Origin of the sequence: Caenispirillum salinarum AK4 (genome assembly GCF_000315795.1) — a bacterium.
GTDB lineage: Bacteria > Pseudomonadota > Alphaproteobacteria > Rhodospirillales > Rhodospirillaceae > Caenispirillum > Caenispirillum salinarum.
The window spans coordinates 241,621-257,421 of the sequence record NZ_ANHY01000006.1 but is presented as its reverse complement, the minus strand read 5'-3'; the positions used below and the strand labels follow the sequence as shown (position 1 = coordinate 257,421).

Here is a 15,801-nt window from a genome sequence, read left to right as displayed (position 1 = left end):
TGGGGAAGGCAGGAAAGCAGGGCCACCACATGATGGGTGATCGCGTTTCGTTCCAACGGCTTGTGCGCCGGGCCGGCGTTCTCACCGTCGCCGGTTTGACACTGGCCGCCTGCGCCGAGACGCAACTTGCCGTCCACACGGCCAAGCGGGTCGGCGGCACGGCCGACATCTCCACCGGCAGCGGCCGTTACAAGGTGGGGCAGCCCTACCAGATCGCCGGGCGCTGGTATCACCCCAAGGAAGACTATTCCTACGTGGAAGAGGGCATCGCCTCGTGGTACGGCCCCAACTTCCATGGCAAGGCCACCGCCAATGGCGAGGTCTACGACATGAATGACCTGACGGCGGCGCACCGGACGCTGCCGATGCCGTCTGTGGTGCGTGTCACGAACCTTGAGAACGGCCGGGCGCTCGTCCTGCGGGTCAACGACCGCGGCCCCTTCGCCAAGGAACGGATTATCGACGTGTCGCGCCGCGGCGCCCAGCTTCTGGGGTTCGAGGGGCAGGGAACGACGCGCGTGCGGGTCGAAATCCTGGCGGAGGAAAGCATGGCCATGCGCGACGCGCTGCTGAACGGCGGCGGCGAAGGGCGCATCGTGACGGCGTCGGCGCCCGCGCCGGCCGCGCCCGTTCCCCCGCCGGAGCCCCGGGTGACGGTGCGCGCACCCATTCCCGGCGGGGACGGAGGCGCGGCCAGCATCTCCGCCAGCCCGTCGGCCGGCGCCTCCGCCACCGTATCGGCGCCGCTTCCGGGTGCCGGGGCCGCTACGGTCGCCACCCGTCTTCTGCCGCCCCCCGGAGACGAACCCGCATCGCGTATCGCAACGTCGGAGCCCCAGAGAGAGCGGGTCATCGCGCCGGCTCCGTCCACGGTGCGGGCTCCGGCTCCGGCCACCGGTTCACAACCCGTGGCGGCGGCAGGCGGGGACACCTATGTCCAGGCCGGCGCCTTCTCCAGCATCGCCAATGCCCGGGCCTTGGAAGCGGACCTTCGGGATTTCGGGCAGACCCACGTAACGCCGGTGGACACCGGCGGCGGGACCATGTATCGCGTGCGGCTCGGCCCGCTGTCCGACGCTGCGGCCCGCAGCCTGCTCGACCGCATGGTATCGGCCGGGTTCGGAAATGCCATGGTGGTGACCGACTGACCACACCGCGTCCGGGCGTGCCGGGGGGAGCGCCGGATCGCCACGAGAATGCCCCGGTTCGCCGGTAAGAGACGGCCGCAGGGCTCCACGGATGCAATCAAGGTACGATCGATCGATGACGCGCACGACGACGGGTGACTTCTTCAAGGTCCTGCGACGGGGCCTCGCGGCTTCGGTGGTGGCGGCTTTCGCGGCCACGGCGGCCGGCGGCACGGCCTTGGCCATTGAAACCAAGGCGCGCGAGGCGCTGCTGATGGATTTCGATACCGAAACGGTTATGTTCGCCAAGGATGCCGACGTTCAGATGCCGCCGTCGTCCATGAGCAAGCTGATGACTACGTATGTAGTCTTCGACATGCTCAAGCAGGGCAAGCTGAAGATGGACGACATTTTCAGCGTCTCGGAGAACGCCTGGCGCAAGGGTGGCGCGGCGTCCGGCGGCTCGACCATGTTCCTCGAGCCCAACAGCCAGGTGACGCTGGAGGAGCTGCTGCACGGCATCATCATCCAGTCGGGCAACGATGCCTGCATTGTTGTCGCCGAGAATGTTTCCGGGAGCGAAGCGGCTTTCGCCCAACTGATGAACCGCGAGGCCGAAAAGATCGGCTTGACCGGTTCGAACTTCACCAACGCAACGGGCCTGCCGGCCCCGGATCATTACATGACCGCACGCGATCTGGCGACGCTGGCCAAACGCATCATCCTGGACTTTCCCGAGTACTACGACATCTACTCCAAGACCGAGTACACCTACAACGGCATCACCCAGCACAACCGCAATCCGCTGCTCTACATGCCCATCGATGCCGACGGGCTGAAGACGGGCCATACGGAGGTTGCGGGCTATGGCCTGACCGCCTCGGCCAAGCGGGCGGAGCGTCGGTTGATTCTGGTGGTCAACGGCCTGGACAGCACCAAGGAGCGTGCGCAGGAAACCCAGCAGCTGCTGGATTGGGGCTTCCGCACCTTCGAGAACCGCGACCTGTTCGACAAGGGCGAGGTGGTGGAAAGCGCCGAGGTCTGGCTGGGCGAGGCGGACACGGTGCCGCTCGTCATCGACCGGGACCTGCACCTGACCATCCCGCGCCAGCCCAGCGACGAGTTCCGCGTCAGCGTGGTCTACGACGGCCCCATCCCGGCGCCGATCCAGAAGGGCCAGCAGCTTGCGACCCTGGTGGTCGAGGGACCGGAAATGGAGCGCCAGACCGTGCCGCTTATCGCCGGCGAGGACGTGCCCAAGCTGGGCTTCGTCGGTCGCATGGGCGCCGCCGCCAAGCACCTGGTCTTCGGGGCCGCGCGCCAGGCCATGGACGCCGCCGCGCCGCAGCCGGCCGAGCAATAGGGCCGGGCGGGCGCGACGGTGACGGACGGCAAGACGGCGACGACGGCGGGGCTTCGGCCCCGGGGACGCTTCATCACGCTTGAAGGCGGCGAGGGTGCGGGCAAGTCGACCCAGGCGCGCCTGCTGGCTGACGCCCTGCGGGCGCGCGGGCTGGACGTCGTGCAGACGCGCGAGCCCGGCGGTTCGCAGGGGGCCGAGGACATCCGTGCCCTGCTGGTCACCGGCGAGCCGGGCCGCTGGGACCCCATGACCGAGGCCTTGTTGCACTACGCCGCCCGCCGCGACCATGTCCGCCGCGTCATCGCCCCGGCGCTCAAGGCCGGACGCTGGGTGATCTGCGACCGTTTCGCCGACAGCACCATGGCCTACCAGGGCTACGGCCACCGCATGGGGCGCGAGAGCATCCGCCGGCTGGACACGCTCGTGCTGAACCGTTTCCGGCCCGACCTGACGCTGATCCTGGACCTGCCGGTGGAGGAGGGGCTCGCCCGCGCCGGCCGCCGTGCCGAGGCGCCCGGCGATGCCGGCGAGGACCGCTACGAGCGCATGGACGACGGCTTCCACGCGCGTATGCGCGCGGGCTTCCACACCATCGCGGAACGGGAGCCGGAGCGCTGCGCTCTCGTTTCTGCCGCGGAGGATGTCGAGGCGGTCCATGCCGCCGTTCTGGCGGTGGTCGCCGGCCGCCTGCCGCTGCCGGAGCCGAAACGGGAGGCCGAATGATGGCCGCGGCCGACGACGCCCTTCTGGACGATCCATACGCGCCGTTCCGGACTCTCGACCTGCTCGGTCACGAGGCGGCGGAGCGCGAGGTGTTGGACGCCTGGAACTCCGGCCGCATGCACCATGCCTGGCTGATTTCCGGCCAGCGCGGAATCGGCAAGGCGACGCTCGCCTACCGCATCGCCCGCTTCGTTCTGGCCCAGGGCAACGTGGACGCGGGGCAGGGCGGGGCCGCGGAGGATGCCGGGCCGGGACTGTTCGGCGACGCCTTGCCGGCGCCGGAATCAGCCGCCCCCGCATCGCTCGACCTGCCGGAGGATCATCCGGTGGTGCGCCGGGTTTCGGCCGGCGGTCACGGCGACCTGCGCGTGGTCAAGCGCGAGGTGCAGGAAAAGACCAAGAAGCTACAGACCGTCATCAACGTCGAGAGCGTGCGCGGGGTGGGGTCGTTCCTCTCCATGACCTCAGCGGAGGGCGGCTGGCGCATCGTGCTCATCGACGGGGCGGAGGACATGAACGTTTCCGCCGCCAACGCCGTGCTGAAGGTGCTGGAGGAGCCGCCGCGCCGGGCGCTTCTGCTTCTGGTCACCCACAACCCCGCGCGCCTGCTGCCCACCATCCGGTCCCGCTGCCGCCGCCTGCCGCTGCGGCCGCTGGAGGCCGGGACGGTGCAAACCCTGCTCGCCCGCCACAAGCCGCAGCTGTCGGACGCCGACCGCGCGGCGCTCGCGGCCATGGGCGAGGGCAGTGTCGGCCGCGCACTGGAGCTGGAGGAACAGGGCGGCCTGGACCTCTACCGCGACCTTATCAAGCTGCTCCAGGGGCTGCCGCGGCTGGACGTCGCAGGGCTGCACGCGCTGGCGGAAAAGCTGTCGAAGGGCGACCACGGTTTCCGCATCGCCGCCGACCTGTTCACCTGGTGGCTGGGCCGGGTCATCCGCGCCAAGGGCTCGGGCGTTGTGGAGCCCGAAGTGGTGCCCGGCGAGGCCGCTCTGACCCAGCGGTTGGCCGCCGCGGGCGCCCTTGAACAATGGGTGCAGGTGTGGGAAAAGATCAGCCACCTTTTCGACCGCACCCAGGCGGTTCACCTTGACAAGAAACAGGCGCTGATCAGCGCGTTCCTCGCGGTCGAGCGACTGGTGCGCGCCTGAGTTCCCCTTTCCCGGAGGCCCTCGCGATGAGCGGGCAGACGACGCCCTATTACATCACCACGCCCATCTATTACGTGAACGACAAGCCGCACATCGGCCACGCCTACACGACGCTGGCCTGCGACGTGCTGGCGCGGTTCAAACGGCTGGACGGCTTTGACGTCAAGTTCCTGACGGGCACGGACGAACACGGGCAGAAGGTGGAAAAGTCCGCCGCGGCCAAGGGCATCGACCCGCAGACCTTCACCGACCAGGTGTCGCAGAACTTCCGCGACCTGGCGACGGCCATGAACTTTTCCAACGACGACTTCATCCGCACGACGGAAGACCGCCACAAGGCCGCCTGCCAGGCCCTCTGGAAGCGTCTTGTCGAGAAGGACATGATCTACCTCGACGCCTACAAGGGCTGGTACGCCGTCCGCGACGAGGCCTTCTATGCCGAGGACGAACTGGTCGACGGCCCCGACGGCCAGAAGATGGCCCCGACCGGCGCACCGGTGGAGTGGGTGGAGGAGCCCAGCTACTTCTTCCGCCTGTCGGCCTGGGGCGACAAGCTGATGCAGTTCTACCAGGACAACCCGGACTTTATCGCCCCCGAAAGCCGCCGCAACGAGGTGATGAGCTTCGTCCGCGGAGGATTGCAGGACCTGTCCATCTCGCGCACTACCTTCAAATGGGGCGTGCCGGTGCCGGGCGACGACGCGCACATCATGTACGTGTGGCTGGACGCGCTGACCAACTACATCACCGCCGTCGGCTGGCCCGAGGAAGGCGGCGAGTTCGACAAGTTCTGGCCGGCCGACCTGCACATGGTGGGCAAGGACATTCTGCGCTTCCATGCCGTGTTCTGGCCGGCCTTCCTGATGGCCGCCGGCATCACGCCGCCCAAGCGCGTCTTCGCCCACGGCTGGTGGACCAACGAGGGCAAGAAGATCTCGAAAAGCGTCGGCAACGTCATCGACCCGCTGGAGCTGATCGAGACCTACGGCCTGGACCAGGTGCGCTATTTCCTGATGCGCGAGGTGCCGTTCGGCAACGACGGCGACTTCAGTCATCGCGCCATGGTCGGTCGCATGAACGGCGAACTTGCCAACGACCTGGGCAACCTGTCCCAGCGCGTGCTGTCCATGACCGCCAAGAACTGCAAGGGCGAGGTGCCCGAGGTCGGCGCCTTCACGCCCGAGGACCGAGAGCTGCTGGACGCGGCCTACGGCCTGCTCGGCAAGGTGCGCCCGCTGATGGACCGCCAAGCCTTTCACGAGGCGCTGGAAACCATCTGGGTTGTCGTGCGCGCCGCCAACGCCTATGTGGATCGCCAGGCGCCGTGGGTGCTGCGCAAGAGCGACCCCGCCCGCATGGCGACGGTCCTGTACGTGCTGATGGAGGCGGTCCGCAACGTCGCCATCCTCATGCAGCCCGTGGTGCCCGAGAGCGCGGCCAAGATGCTCGACCAGTTGTCCATTCCCGATGACGCGCGCACCTTCGCCGCGCTGGGCGAGGGTGGGGCGCTGACGGCCGGAACGCCGATCCCCAAGCCGCAGGGCGTCTTCCCGCGCTATGTGGAGCCCGAGACCAACGAGGAGACCAAGGGCTGATGCTCGTCGACAGCCATTGTCACCTGGATTTTCCCGACTTCGCCGAAGACTTCGAGGGCGTGCTTGCGCGCGCCCGCGAGGCCGGTGTCGGTCATATGCTGACCATCTGCACGCACATCACGAAGTTCGGAAAGGTGCTGGCGCTGGCCGAGGCGCACGAGCAGATGACCTGCACGGTCGGCATCCATCCGCACGAAGCCGGCAATGAGCCCGAGACGGACGCCGCGACGCTGCTGGAGAAGGCCAGGCACCCCAAGGTGGTGGGCTTCGGCGAGACGGGGCTGGATTTCTTCTACGATCACAGCCCGCGCGAGGAGCAGAAGCGCAGCTTTCGCAGCCACATCCAGGCGGCGCGGGACATGCAGCTTCCCATCGTCATTCATACCCGCAATGCTGACGACGAGACGAGCGCGATCCTGGAGGAGGAGGTCGGAAAGGGCGCCTTCCCCGGCTTGATCCACTGCTTCAGTTCCGGCCCGGAACTGGCTGAAAAGGCTGTCGAACTCGGCCTGTACATCAGCCTGTCGGGCATCCTGACCTTCAAGAAGTCGGGCGAGCTGCGCGAGATCGCCGCCCGCGTGCCGCTGGACCGCCTGCTCGTGGAAACGGATGCGCCGTACCTGTCCCCGGTCCCCAAGCGCGGCAAACGGAACGAGCCGTCGTTCGTTGCGCACACCGCCAAGGTTCTGGCCGAGGTCAAGGGCGTGTCCATGAAAGAGGTGGAGGAAACCACCACCGCCAACTTCTTCCGCCTGTTCTCCAAGGCGCCGAATCCCGAGGCCATCGCCGCGTGACGGGGCAGGGCGCGCCGATCAAAGTCACCCTTCTCGGCACCGGCCCCGCCGGCGGCGTTCCCATGCTCTCTGCCGGCTGGGGCGACTGCGATCCGGACGAGCCCCGCAACCGGCGCCTCCGGGCCTCCATCCTGGTGGAGCAATCCGGCCGTCGTCTACTAGTAGACAGCGGCCCGGACGTGCGGGAGCAATTGCTGGCCGTGGGCGTGCCGGGGCTGGACGGCGTCCTCTACACCCACGCCCACGCCGACCACATCCATGGCATCGACGAGTTGCGCGAGGTCAACCGGCTCATCCGTGGGCCGCTTCCCATCTGGGGCGATGAGCCGACTCTTCACGACCTGCAGCAGCGCTTCAGCTATTGCTTTGAAGGCATTGATCTGGCGACACAACCGATCTTCCGCCCCTGGCTGGTTCCCAACCTCATCCAGCCACGTTTCACGGCCGTCGGGGTGGCGGTGAGGGCCTTTGCCCAGGATCACGGCTGGGCCACGTCGTGGGGGTTCCGCATCGGCAACTTTGCCTACTCCACCGACGTCCTGGACCTGGACGAGGCCGCCTTTGCCGTGCTCGACGGTGTGACGACCTGGGTGGTCGGCTGTCTGACGAACACGCCGCACAGCACCCACGCCCACGTCGACAAGGTGATCGGCTGGCACCAGCGGGTCCGGCCGGAGCGCACGGTGCTCACGCACATGGGGCCCAGCCTGGACTACGGCACGCTGCGCCGCACCCTGCCCGAAGGCCTGGAACCCGGTTACGACGGCATGGTGCTGGAGGTCGCCTGAGGGCGGCAAATTTTCGTCTCCAATCTTTCATTCTTCGACTCTGGACCCCAGGTGGGAAGTGCGCTTTGCTGCACCGCAGCACGACTTTGTGCTTAAACCGGGGAGAGAGCCATGACCACGTTTTCACTGGCCGGCAAGAAGGGCCTGGTGATCGGTATCGCGAACGACCAGAGCATCGCCTGGGGATGCGCGCAGCAGTTCCGCGAGGCGGGTGCGGATCTCGCCGTCAGCTACCTCAATGAAAAGGCCAAGCCCTATGTCGCGCCGCTGGCCGAGCGCCTGGATGCCGACCTGCTCGGCCCCTGCGACGTACGCCAGAGCGGCCAGATGCGTGCCGTCTTCGACGCCGTGAAGGAAAAGTGGGGCAAGCTGGACTTCGTGCTGCACTCCATCGCCTTCGCGCCCAAGGAAGACCTGCACGGCCGCGTCGTCGACTGCTCGCGCGACGGCTTCGCCCAGGCCATGGACGTCAGCTGCCACAGCTTCATCCGTGTCGCCCAGTACGCCGAGCCCCTCATGACCGACGGCGGCAGCCTTCTGACGGTGTCGTTCTACGGGTCGGAAAAGGTGGTGACCGACTACAACATCATGGGCCCTGTCAAGGCGGCGCTGGAAAGCGTCACCCGCTACATGGCCGCCGACCTGGGGGAAAAGGGCATCCGCGTCAACGCGCTGTCGCCCGGCCCGCTCAAGACCCGCGCCGCCAGCGGCATCCAGCGCTTCGACGCCCTGATGGAAAAGGCTGCCGAGCGCGCGCCCCAGCACACGCTGGTGACCATCGAGGAGATTGGCGCCTACGCCAACTTCCTGGTCTCCGACGGCGCGCGGACGGTCACCGGCGGCGTGCATTACGTTGATGCCGGCTACAACATCATCGGCTGATTTCAGCCTCTTGTGAGCAACCGCTGAGACGGCGGAGCGGGGAAGGGCGGCAATGGCCCTTTCCTGCCGCTGCCCGCGTGGCTACGGTACCGGCCCTTTCGCAGCAAGCACCCCGGCCGGACGCATGGACCTTCTCGACATTGCCATCATCGCCGTCGCCGCCTTCTTCGGCGGTGCCTTGAACGCCATCGCCGGTGGAGGCTCGTTCCTCACCCTGCCCGCGCTGGTGTTCATCGGCGTGCCGCCGGTGACAGCGAACGCGACAGGAACCGTGGCGCTGCTGCCGGGCTACATGGCCAGCGCGTGGGGTTTCCGTGATCTGTTGCGGGCGCCGCCGGGCGGCCTGCCGTTGTGGGCCGTGGCGGCGGTGTCGGGAATTGGCGGCGCCATCGGGGCAGGGCTCCTGCTCATGACCACCGACGCGGCCTTCTCGGCCATCGTGCCGTGGCTTCTGCTGGCCGCGACGCTGCTTTTCGCATTCGGTCCGAAGCTATTGGAAACGCTTGCGAAAGCTGGACGCGAGATCAGCCATGGACCGGCGCTGACCGGCGTGGCCATCTTGGCCGTCAGCATTTACGGCGGCTACTTCAACGGCGGCCTCGGCATCGTCCTCCTGGCGGTCCTGCGGCTGCTGGGCGAGGCCGACATCAATGTCGCGAACGGCGTGAAGAACCTGTTGTCGGCGCTGCTGACCATCATCGCCGTGATCCTGTATGCCGGCGGCGGCGTGGTCGCCTGGGCCGAGGTGATGCCCATGGCCGTGGCCGCGGTGATCGGCGGCTATGTGGCGGCTCGCGTTTCCCGCAAAGTGCCGCCGCAATGGGTACGCGGCGTGGTGGTTGTGACGGGTGCCGTGATGACCGTGCTGTTTTTCGTGAGAGGCTAGGGCGCCCCGGCCCACAGAACGACGAGCGCCGCCACGGCCAGTCCCATCTGCCACGGCCGCAACCGCGCAAAGTAGATCGGCACCTCGCCGCGCCGTGCCGCCACGGGGTCGAGGACGGCCATGCTGGCGTATGCGGCGACCAGCACGCCGAGAGCCGCTCCTTGCGGCAGAGCAAAGGCCAGGATGCCGGCGCCGAACAGCCAGAGGAACATGGCAAGTTGCGCCAGCGTCGGGCCGCCGGGCGTGCGAAAGCTCAGGCCGCGCCGCACGCCTGACAGGAACGCGAGAATGACGCCGCCCCAGAGGATCGACGCCTGGACGGCGAGGGCAGCCACCGGCTCGTCCGCCAGCCACACCGCGCCTGCACCGACGATCAGCGGTGCCATGGCGCCATAGGCGAAGAACAGGTCCAGGAGCGGAACGCGCGGCGGCTCGTCGATTTCCAGATGCCGGCCGGGGATGTCGGCGTCGCTGAGGGACATGGGCGGGTGCTCCTCGTGACGGTGGTCCAACAGGAGTAACCACCTGCGCAGTCCGCCCGTTGCCGGAAGGCCTCGACAGCGACCAGGGAAACCGGGACACTGCATGCCGACGGCGCCTGGCTGCGCAAACGCCCTCTTCCGGTGGCCTCTCTATCTCTATGCATAATATACATTATGCGACATTTAGGTGCCGCACTGTGTGGGGCTCTTTCATCGTCTCTCCTTGCGCCCACACAGCATGGCGGTGTAGTCCGAACGGTGGACCGCTCCGTTACACCATGATCATAGGCAACCGCCCCATGGCCCAGTCCGACGACGATCCGGCGCACGATCCCGACACGGCGGCCGACGAGGCGCCGCGGCCCCTGCCCGACCAGGCACAACGGTTCGGGGACCATTGGCTGCGGATGAGCGCCGTGCTGCTGTCGGAGCTGAAGCGCCGTGACCTCATGGACACACCCGAGGCTCAGGCGGTCGTCGGCACGCGGCGTCAGATCATCCGCAAGCACCGCGCCCAGAGCGAAGCGGCCGGCGGCGCCCGGCGCAAGCGGCGGCCTGAGACGAAGTGGGAAGCCTTCCTGCGCAAGGTCGGCCGCAAGCCGCGCTCGGGCTCTGGTTCGCGCGGCTGACGGTCTTGGCACGCCCTGCCCGGCCGCTTGCCAGCGCGGGCCACAACCTGCTACTCAAGCGCCGTCCGCACCGTCCCAGGCAAGCCGCCGAGGAACCATGACCGAGCAGCACGCCCGACCCCGTCCCATCGACGACCTTCTGGCCATCATGGCGCGTCTCCGCGACCCTGACGGCGGCTGTCCCTGGGACCTGGAGCAGACCTTCGCCACCATCGTTCCCTACACCATCGAAGAAGCCTACGAGGTCGCCGACGCCATCGAGCGTGACGACATGCACGAGCTTCAGGACGAACTGGGCGATCTGCTGCTGCAAGTGGTCTTTCACAGCCGCATGGCGGAGGAAGAAGGCCATTTCGCCTTCAATGACGTGGTCGGCTCCATCTGTCACAAGATGATCCGCCGTCACCCCAACGTGTTCGCCGACGCCGTCACCGAAGATGCCGAGGCCCAGCGTGTCGCCTGGGAGGAGCAGAAGGCCCAGGAGCGCGCCGCCAAGGCCGCCCGCCGCGCCGATGCCGGCGAGGGTGCAGGCGCTGCGGCGGATGCCCGCCACTCCGTGCTGGACGGCCTGCCGGTCGCCCTGCCCGCCCTGACCCGTGCGCTCAAGATCCAGAACCGCGTCGGCCGTGTCGGCTTCGACTGGCCCGCGGCCGTCCAGGTGATCGACAAGATCGAAGAGGAACTGGAGGAAGTGCGCGAGGAGCTGGACGCGCCCGTGCGCGACCAGGACCGCGTGGCCGAAGAGATCGGGGACCTGCTGTTTGCCGTCGCCAACCTGGCGCGCAAGGCCGACGTGGACCCGGAAAGCGCCCTGCGCCACGCCAATGCGAAGTTCGAAAAGCGCTTCAGGGCCGTGGAAGACCACCTTGAAAAGCGGGGAAGATCTCCGGAAACTTCCGACCTGGAAGAAATGGAGGCCCTGTGGGGCCAGGTGAAGAGGGACGCCCGCCCATGACCGCCCTGCCCGCGCCCGCCCGGCCGCGCCGCGCCGGCATCAAGCGGCTCGGCCGCCGCTTCGCCCGCGCCGCCACGGCCTGCGCCCTGGCGCTGCCGCTTTTGGCGGGGTGCTATCTGCCGGACCGCTTCGAATCGGAAATCCGGCTCACGCAGACCGGCGAGTACGGGCTCTACTACGAGGGCGACCTGATCTGGCTGCCGCTGGTGCGGGACCTGCGCATGGGCAAGGTCACCGAGGCGGAGATCCCCGAGAAGATGGACGTCCTGGAGGCGGATCTTGCTCGGGACAGCAACTTCAGCAAGGTGGAGCCGACCGGCACGGCGCGCTTTGCCGTGGAGTACAATCGCCTCGGCAAACTCAACTGGCCGGAACTGGTGACGTTCGTCCGCCGGAACGCGCGAATCATCAGCATGGAAACGGACCCTGAGACTGGCACCGTCTCCGTCCGCGGCAGTCAGGCCATCAAGATGATCGATCCGGAGACCATCGAGCGGATCGGGTTGAACAGCCGCGGCCTCCTGCGGGTGACCACCAACGCCGAGGTCATCGAGCACAACGCCGACTCCGTCCGGTCGGGGCCTCGGGGCTATACGCTCTACGACTGGAACATCAATGGCGTCCGGGGACAGGAGCCCCGCTTGAAAGCTCGCCTGCGCGCCCATTAGGCGCTGGCAGAAGTTACCGCCGAATCTACTAGTAGACTACGGGTAACGTTTCGCTATGCCGTGACAGGAATGTCCGTGGCGTTTCACGACAAGCATTCCTAGGATCAAAAGCCTAGGCATTCCATCCTCCAGCCTACTAGTAGACGACGAGAGCCGGTTTTGGCTTTCTCTTCCGTGAAACCGTGAAACGTCATAGGATTTCGTACTAAAACAACGATTTATCCGCTCGATGGCTGCAGCGCTGTCGTCCGGCGCACGGGTCGAGGCGGTCCGCGGGGCGCGTGAAACGGCGGGAAACGCAAGTGTGCGGGCCTTTCATTTCACACGTTGTGCATGAAAAGGCCCGCCGGAGAGAGCGGCGGGCTGGGAAAGAAAATGGGGCTTTGGGCGCAGGGCCTACCAGTTGTCGCAGCGCCGTTGAAGGCGGACGTAGTTGTCGTGGCCGTCGATCGCCTTGTTGCGGCGCCGGTGATCCGCCTTCAGGGCCACGACCGCCGGCTCCAGCGCCCGGTGCAGGAGCTTGGCCGCCGCTCCCTTGGCGGCCTCCCGCGTCGGAGCCCAAAGCGGGTTGATGGTCTGGACCGCCTCGGCCACAACGGTCCGCAGGCGGGGAGCATGATCGTCAAGTACCGCCCGCGTGATCGCCACGTGTTCCAGCTCATGCTCGCGCACGACATCGTAGGCACAGGAGCCGGTCGGGTACTCGCGCGGAATGTAGACGCGCAGTTCCGGATAGCCCACCTTCAGCCGCACGGACCTGAGGTCGGCGCAATAGCCCCCTCCCCGCGCAGAGCGGACCAGCGTGCTGGTGGACGTGACGATTTCGAGGCTGCTTTCTGTCAGACCCACCGTGTCCCACTTGCCGGTGGTCATGCGTGCGCCGGTGCCCTTGGCGTGACGGCTGGCAAAGCGGGCGGTCAGTTGCGCCTTGTCCAGACTGAGGTCGCCGACCACCCTGCCCCGCTCCACCTCCATCGTCACGTTGACCGGCGCGGCATCCTGCGCACAGACGGAGGCATCCCGCGCCTGGGCCGGAACCACCGTCAGCACCGCCAGAGCAGCGCCGGCAAGCGCTGCGGCGCGCAGACCGGTCCGGGCGGCGGAAGATCGTTCCGACGACGGCATGGCACCCCCTCGCACTCTCTTCTATTGTGTGTGGCGTCGGCTGGCGGGCACTCTCTCATCGCCCGTGCCGGGGCATCCTCTTTTGGAGAGGGCTCTACCCCGATCCGACGCAACGATGGTCTCATGCCGAGGTTAAGGAAGTCTATGCTCAAGATCGCCGCGTGGAACGTCAACTCCATCAAGGCCCGCCTGCCCAACGTGGTCGAGTGGCTGAACGAGGCGGCGCCCGACGTCGCCCTGCTGCAGGAGATCAAGACGGTCGAGGACACCTTCCCGCTTATGGAGATCCAGGCAGCCGGCTACAGGCACACGGCCATCTGCGGCCAGAAGAGCTACAACGGCGTCGCCATCCTGTCGCGCCACCCGCTGACCGAGGTGGTGCGCGGCCTGCCGGGAGAGCCGGAGGACCAGCAGGCCCGGTATGTGGAGGCCGTGGTGGATGGGCGCGTTCGCGTGGCCAGCGTCTATGTTCCCAACGGCAACCCCGTGGGCACGGAAAAGTATCCCTACAAGCTTCGCTGGATGGAGAACCTGCGCGCCCATGCGGAAGGGCTTCTGCGCACCACTGACCTGCCGCTGCTCATCGGCGGCGACTACAACGTCTGCCCCACCGACTACGACGTTTACGACCCCCAGGGCTGGGCCGGTGACGCCCTGTGCCGGCCGGAGACGCGCGAGGCGTTCCGGGCGCTCCTGTGGCTCGGCCTGACGGACACCTACCGCGCCTTCCACAAGGAACCGCACCGTTACAGTTTCTGGGACTACCAGGGCGGGGCATGGCAGCGCGACCTGGGCCTGCGCATCGACCATCTGCTGCTGTCCGGCCGGGCGGCCGACGCGGTCACCGCCTGCGACATCGACAAGGGCCCCCGCGGCAAGGAAAAGGCCAGCGACCACACGCCGGTGTGGTGTGAACTCGATCTCTGAGCCTCGCTGCTCAACCCACTGAAAAAGGCCGGAGAAAGCACTCTCCGGCCTTACTTGGCTTCGGGGCAGCCCGAAGCCACCAGTCGCGGTGTCAGCGCGGTTCCAGCCGGACCACGACGCGGCGGTTGACCTCCTGGTTCATGGGCAGAGGTTCGCCGTAGGCGTCGCGGTTGGGCACCTTGGGCCGCGTGTCGGCATAGCCGATCGCCTCCATGCGCTCGGGCGTCAGCCCCTGGTCGGCGAAGAATCGCACCACGCGCGAGGCCCGCCCGCTCGACAGTTCCCAGTTGGAAGGGAACTTCTCGGTGGAGATGGGAGTGTCGTCGGTGTGCCCCTGCACTTCCACCTGGAAGCTGCGGTAGCGTTCCGCCCCGATGGTGGCGGCGATGCGCTGGAGCGCCGGGATCGCCTCTTCGCGAATTTCTGCGCTGCCCGGCTCGTAGAAGGCGGACGACGCGAATTCGATGGTCAGGCCGCGGTCGTCGGTGCCGATGGCGACCACGTCCTCCAACTCCATGGCCTGCACGGCGTCCTGCACGTCGATCTTCAGAAGCTCGATGGGGCGCACCACGTCGCGGTTGCCGATGCCCTTTGCGACGCCGGCCTGGACCTGCTCGAACAGCACCACGTCCACCTTGGAGATCGCGACCAGCATGATGAAGAAGACCAGCAGCAGGGTGACCATGTCCGCAAACGTGGTCATCCAGCTTTCGTCTTCCTCGTTCTTGCCCTTGCCGAAGCGGCCGCCGCCGCCGTTGTTGTTGATCCCCATCATGGCGATTTACCTCCGCATCTTGTCGATGCTGAAGTGGATGGCCGGGTCGAGATAGGCGTTCATGCGGTCCTGGATGTAGCGCGGGCTCTTGCGCTCGGCCAGCAGGGCCAGGCCCTCGGCCACCAGATAATTGCGGAAGCGCAGGATTTCCTCGCGCTGCTGCACCTTGGTCGCCGCCGGCAGCAGGATCAGGCGCGCGAACAGGATGCCGTACAGCGTGGTAATCAGGGCCACCGCCATGCCCGGACCGATCTTGGACGGGTCGTCGCCCATGTTGTCCAGCATGATGATCAGGCCCACCAGCGTGCCGATCATGCCGAAGGCCGGCGCGTTGCTCGCCATGCCGCGCAGCACGTCCGACTGAACCGTGTGGCGCTGGAAGGTCGTCTCCACGGTAGTGGCAAGGATCTCGCGGATTTCCTGGCCGGTGTAGCCTGACACCACGAGGTCGATGCCAAATCCCATGAAACGGTCCTGGTGGCGGATCTTGCCGGCGTCGCTTTCCAGGCCCGGAAGCCCGTTCTTTTGGATGATGTAGCCCCAGCGGATGACGCGGCCGACCTCGTTGGTCAGGATGGCGCGGCCCACCTTGCTGACGAAGATGACCGAGCCCAGCCCCTTCAGAGACAGCATCACATAGCGGGCCTCATAGGCCGTGAAGGTCGCCGCAAACGTCCCCCCGACGACCATGATGAAACTGGCCAGGTTCAGGAAGACCATGAAATTGTCGGTCGACAGGATGACGGCCCCGACAAAGAGCCCGAACCCGACGATGACACCGATAATGGTCGCGAAACTCATCTAGCTTCTGCCCCTTCAGGCGCGCCACCCCACATGATCTCCCCCGGCACGCGTCCGCTTCTTTCGGAGTAGGCACTATAGGGTAAGGACACGCCAAAAGACAGAATTTTGCGGTACCCGGAGACGCATT

17 protein-coding genes are annotated in these 15,801 nt (G+C 67.0%); 13 read left to right on the top strand and 4 right to left on the bottom strand.

The genetic code is table 11. The annotated features are described in order from the left end of the window. Positions 1–29: 29 nt before the first annotated feature. From C882_RS07600 to C882_RS07560, 9 genes are all read left to right on the top strand, one after another. Positions 30–1,148 carry a septal ring lytic transglycosylase RlpA family protein gene (locus C882_RS07600; protein WP_009539996.1) on the top strand — a complete coding sequence of 373 codons (1,119 nt, stop codon included), beginning with the start codon at positions 30–32 and terminating at the stop codon, positions 1,146–1,148. Between the two features lie 115 nt (positions 1,149–1,263). Next, a complete protein-coding gene (locus C882_RS07595; RefSeq protein WP_009539995.1) occupies positions 1,264–2,490 on the top strand; it encodes a D-alanyl-D-alanine carboxypeptidase family protein in 1,227 nt (408 codons plus the stop codon). A gap of 18 nt (positions 2,491–2,508) precedes the next feature. Continuing rightward, on the top strand, positions 2,509–3,213 hold the full coding sequence (gene tmk, locus C882_RS07590; RefSeq protein WP_009539994.1) for a dTMP kinase: 705 nt from the start codon (positions 2,509–2,511) through the stop codon (positions 3,211–3,213). After that, positions 3,210–4,364 (top strand): DNA polymerase III subunit delta', encoded by a 1,155-nt coding sequence (locus tag C882_RS07585; protein WP_009539993.1) that lies wholly within the window; start codon positions 3,210–3,212, stop codon positions 4,362–4,364. The genes tmk and C882_RS07585 overlap by 4 nt, the downstream gene beginning before the upstream one ends. Continuing rightward, positions 4,361–5,959: a methionine--tRNA ligase gene (gene metG, locus C882_RS07580; protein WP_268870307.1), complete on the top strand. Its 1,599-nt coding sequence runs from the start codon at positions 4,361–4,363 to the stop codon at positions 5,957–5,959. Before C882_RS07585 ends, metG begins: the two co-directional genes overlap by 4 nt. Further along, complete coding sequence (locus tag C882_RS07575) at positions 5,959–6,753, top strand: TatD family hydrolase (protein WP_009539991.1); 795 nt, start codon at positions 5,959–5,961, stop codon at positions 6,751–6,753. The genes metG and C882_RS07575 overlap by 1 nt, the downstream gene beginning before the upstream one ends. Continuing rightward, positions 6,750–7,541 (top strand): MBL fold metallo-hydrolase, encoded by a 792-nt coding sequence (locus C882_RS07570; RefSeq protein WP_009539990.1) that lies wholly within the window; start codon positions 6,750–6,752, stop codon positions 7,539–7,541. Before C882_RS07575 ends, C882_RS07570 begins: the two co-directional genes overlap by 4 nt. 111 nt (positions 7,542–7,652) lie before the next feature. After that, entirely contained in the window at positions 7,653–8,423 is a 771-nt protein-coding gene (fabI, locus tag C882_RS07565; protein WP_009539989.1) for an enoyl-ACP reductase FabI, read from the top strand. Positions 8,424–8,547: 124 nt separating this feature from the next. After that, positions 8,548–9,309, top strand: a complete 762-nt coding sequence (locus tag C882_RS07560; protein ID WP_009539988.1) for a sulfite exporter TauE/SafE family protein — start codon at positions 8,548–8,550, stop codon at positions 9,307–9,309. Here the strand turns inward: C882_RS07560 and C882_RS07555 are convergent. Then, positions 9,306–9,791: a DUF3429 domain-containing protein gene (locus C882_RS07555; RefSeq protein ID WP_009539987.1), complete on the bottom strand. Its 486-nt coding sequence runs from the start codon at positions 9,789–9,791 to the stop codon at positions 9,306–9,308. The two genes, C882_RS07560 and C882_RS07555, sit on opposite strands and share 4 nt — an antisense overlap. A gap of 299 nt (positions 9,792–10,090) precedes the next feature. On the opposite strand from C882_RS07555, the gene C882_RS07550 reads away from it, so the two are divergent. The 3 genes from C882_RS07550 to C882_RS07540 all read left to right on the top strand — a co-directional run bounded on the left by C882_RS07550 (position 10,091) and on the right by C882_RS07540 (position 12,043). Continuing rightward, entirely contained in the window at positions 10,091–10,420 is a 330-nt protein-coding gene (locus C882_RS07550) for a hypothetical protein (RefSeq protein WP_009539986.1), read from the top strand. A gap of 97 nt (positions 10,421–10,517) precedes the next feature. Beyond that, entirely contained in the window at positions 10,518–11,375 is an 858-nt protein-coding gene (gene mazG / locus C882_RS07545) for a nucleoside triphosphate pyrophosphohydrolase (RefSeq protein ID WP_009539985.1), read from the top strand. After that, entirely contained in the window at positions 11,372–12,043 is a 672-nt protein-coding gene (locus C882_RS07540) for a hypothetical protein (RefSeq protein ID WP_009539984.1), read from the top strand. Before mazG ends, C882_RS07540 begins: the two co-directional genes overlap by 4 nt. Before the next feature lie 396 nt (positions 12,044–12,439). Here C882_RS07540 and C882_RS07535 read toward each other — a convergent pair whose 3' ends face one another. Next, positions 12,440–13,168, bottom strand: a complete 729-nt coding sequence (locus C882_RS07535; protein ID WP_009539983.1) for a hypothetical protein — start codon at positions 13,166–13,168, stop codon at positions 12,440–12,442. Between the two features lie 144 nt (positions 13,169–13,312). Between C882_RS07535 and C882_RS07530 the strand changes: the two genes are divergently transcribed. Further along, entirely contained in the window at positions 13,313–14,095 is a 783-nt protein-coding gene (locus C882_RS07530) for an exodeoxyribonuclease III (RefSeq protein WP_009539982.1), read from the top strand. Positions 14,096–14,186: 91 nt separating this feature from the next. Here C882_RS07530 and C882_RS07525 read toward each other — a convergent pair whose 3' ends face one another. Both C882_RS07525 and C882_RS07520 read right to left on the bottom strand, forming a co-directional pair. After that, positions 14,187–14,870 carry an OmpA/MotB family protein gene (locus tag C882_RS07525; RefSeq protein WP_009539981.1) on the bottom strand — a complete coding sequence of 228 codons (684 nt, stop codon included), beginning with the start codon at positions 14,868–14,870 and terminating at the stop codon, positions 14,187–14,189. A 6-nt stretch (positions 14,871–14,876) separates the two neighbouring features. Continuing rightward, positions 14,877–15,671 carry a motility protein A gene (locus C882_RS07520; RefSeq protein ID WP_009539980.1) on the bottom strand — a complete coding sequence of 265 codons (795 nt, stop codon included), beginning with the start codon at positions 15,669–15,671 and terminating at the stop codon, positions 14,877–14,879. Positions 15,672–15,801: the final 130 nt, after the last annotated feature.

Excerpts from the sequence above, each read along its gene's own strand:
- C882_RS07525 (WP_009539981.1), bottom strand. The coding sequence starts at position 14,870 with ATGATGGGGATCAACAACAACGGCGGCGGCGGCCGCTTCGGCAAGGGC.
- C882_RS07595 (WP_009539995.1), top strand. The coding sequence starts at position 1,264 with ATGACGCGCACGACGACGGGTGACTTCTTCAAGGTCCTGCGACGGGGC.
- C882_RS07520 (WP_009539980.1), bottom strand. The coding sequence starts at position 15,671 with ATGAGTTTCGCGACCATTATCGGTGTCATCGTCGGGTTCGGGCTCTTT.
- C882_RS07530 (WP_009539982.1), top strand. The coding sequence starts at position 13,313 with ATGCTCAAGATCGCCGCGTGGAACGTCAACTCCATCAAGGCCCGCCTG.
- C882_RS07535 (WP_009539983.1), bottom strand. The coding sequence starts at position 13,168 with ATGCCGTCGTCGGAACGATCTTCCGCCGCCCGGACCGGTCTGCGCGCC.
- C882_RS07555 (WP_009539987.1), bottom strand. The coding sequence starts at position 9,791 with ATGTCCCTCAGCGACGCCGACATCCCCGGCCGGCATCTGGAAATCGAC.
- C882_RS07550 (WP_009539986.1), top strand. The coding sequence starts at position 10,091 with ATGGCCCAGTCCGACGACGATCCGGCGCACGATCCCGACACGGCGGCC.
- fabI (WP_009539989.1), top strand. The coding sequence starts at position 7,653 with ATGACCACGTTTTCACTGGCCGGCAAGAAGGGCCTGGTGATCGGTATC.
- C882_RS07585 (WP_009539993.1), top strand. The coding sequence starts at position 3,210 with ATGATGGCCGCGGCCGACGACGCCCTTCTGGACGATCCATACGCGCCG.
- C882_RS07575 (WP_009539991.1), top strand. The coding sequence starts at position 5,959 with ATGCTCGTCGACAGCCATTGTCACCTGGATTTTCCCGACTTCGCCGAA.
- C882_RS07560 (WP_009539988.1), top strand. The coding sequence starts at position 8,548 with ATGGACCTTCTCGACATTGCCATCATCGCCGTCGCCGCCTTCTTCGGC.
- mazG (WP_009539985.1), top strand. The coding sequence starts at position 10,518 with ATGACCGAGCAGCACGCCCGACCCCGTCCCATCGACGACCTTCTGGCC.
- C882_RS07600 (WP_009539996.1), top strand. The coding sequence starts at position 30 with ATGATGGGTGATCGCGTTTCGTTCCAACGGCTTGTGCGCCGGGCCGGC.
- C882_RS07540 (WP_009539984.1), top strand. The coding sequence starts at position 11,372 with ATGACCGCCCTGCCCGCGCCCGCCCGGCCGCGCCGCGCCGGCATCAAG.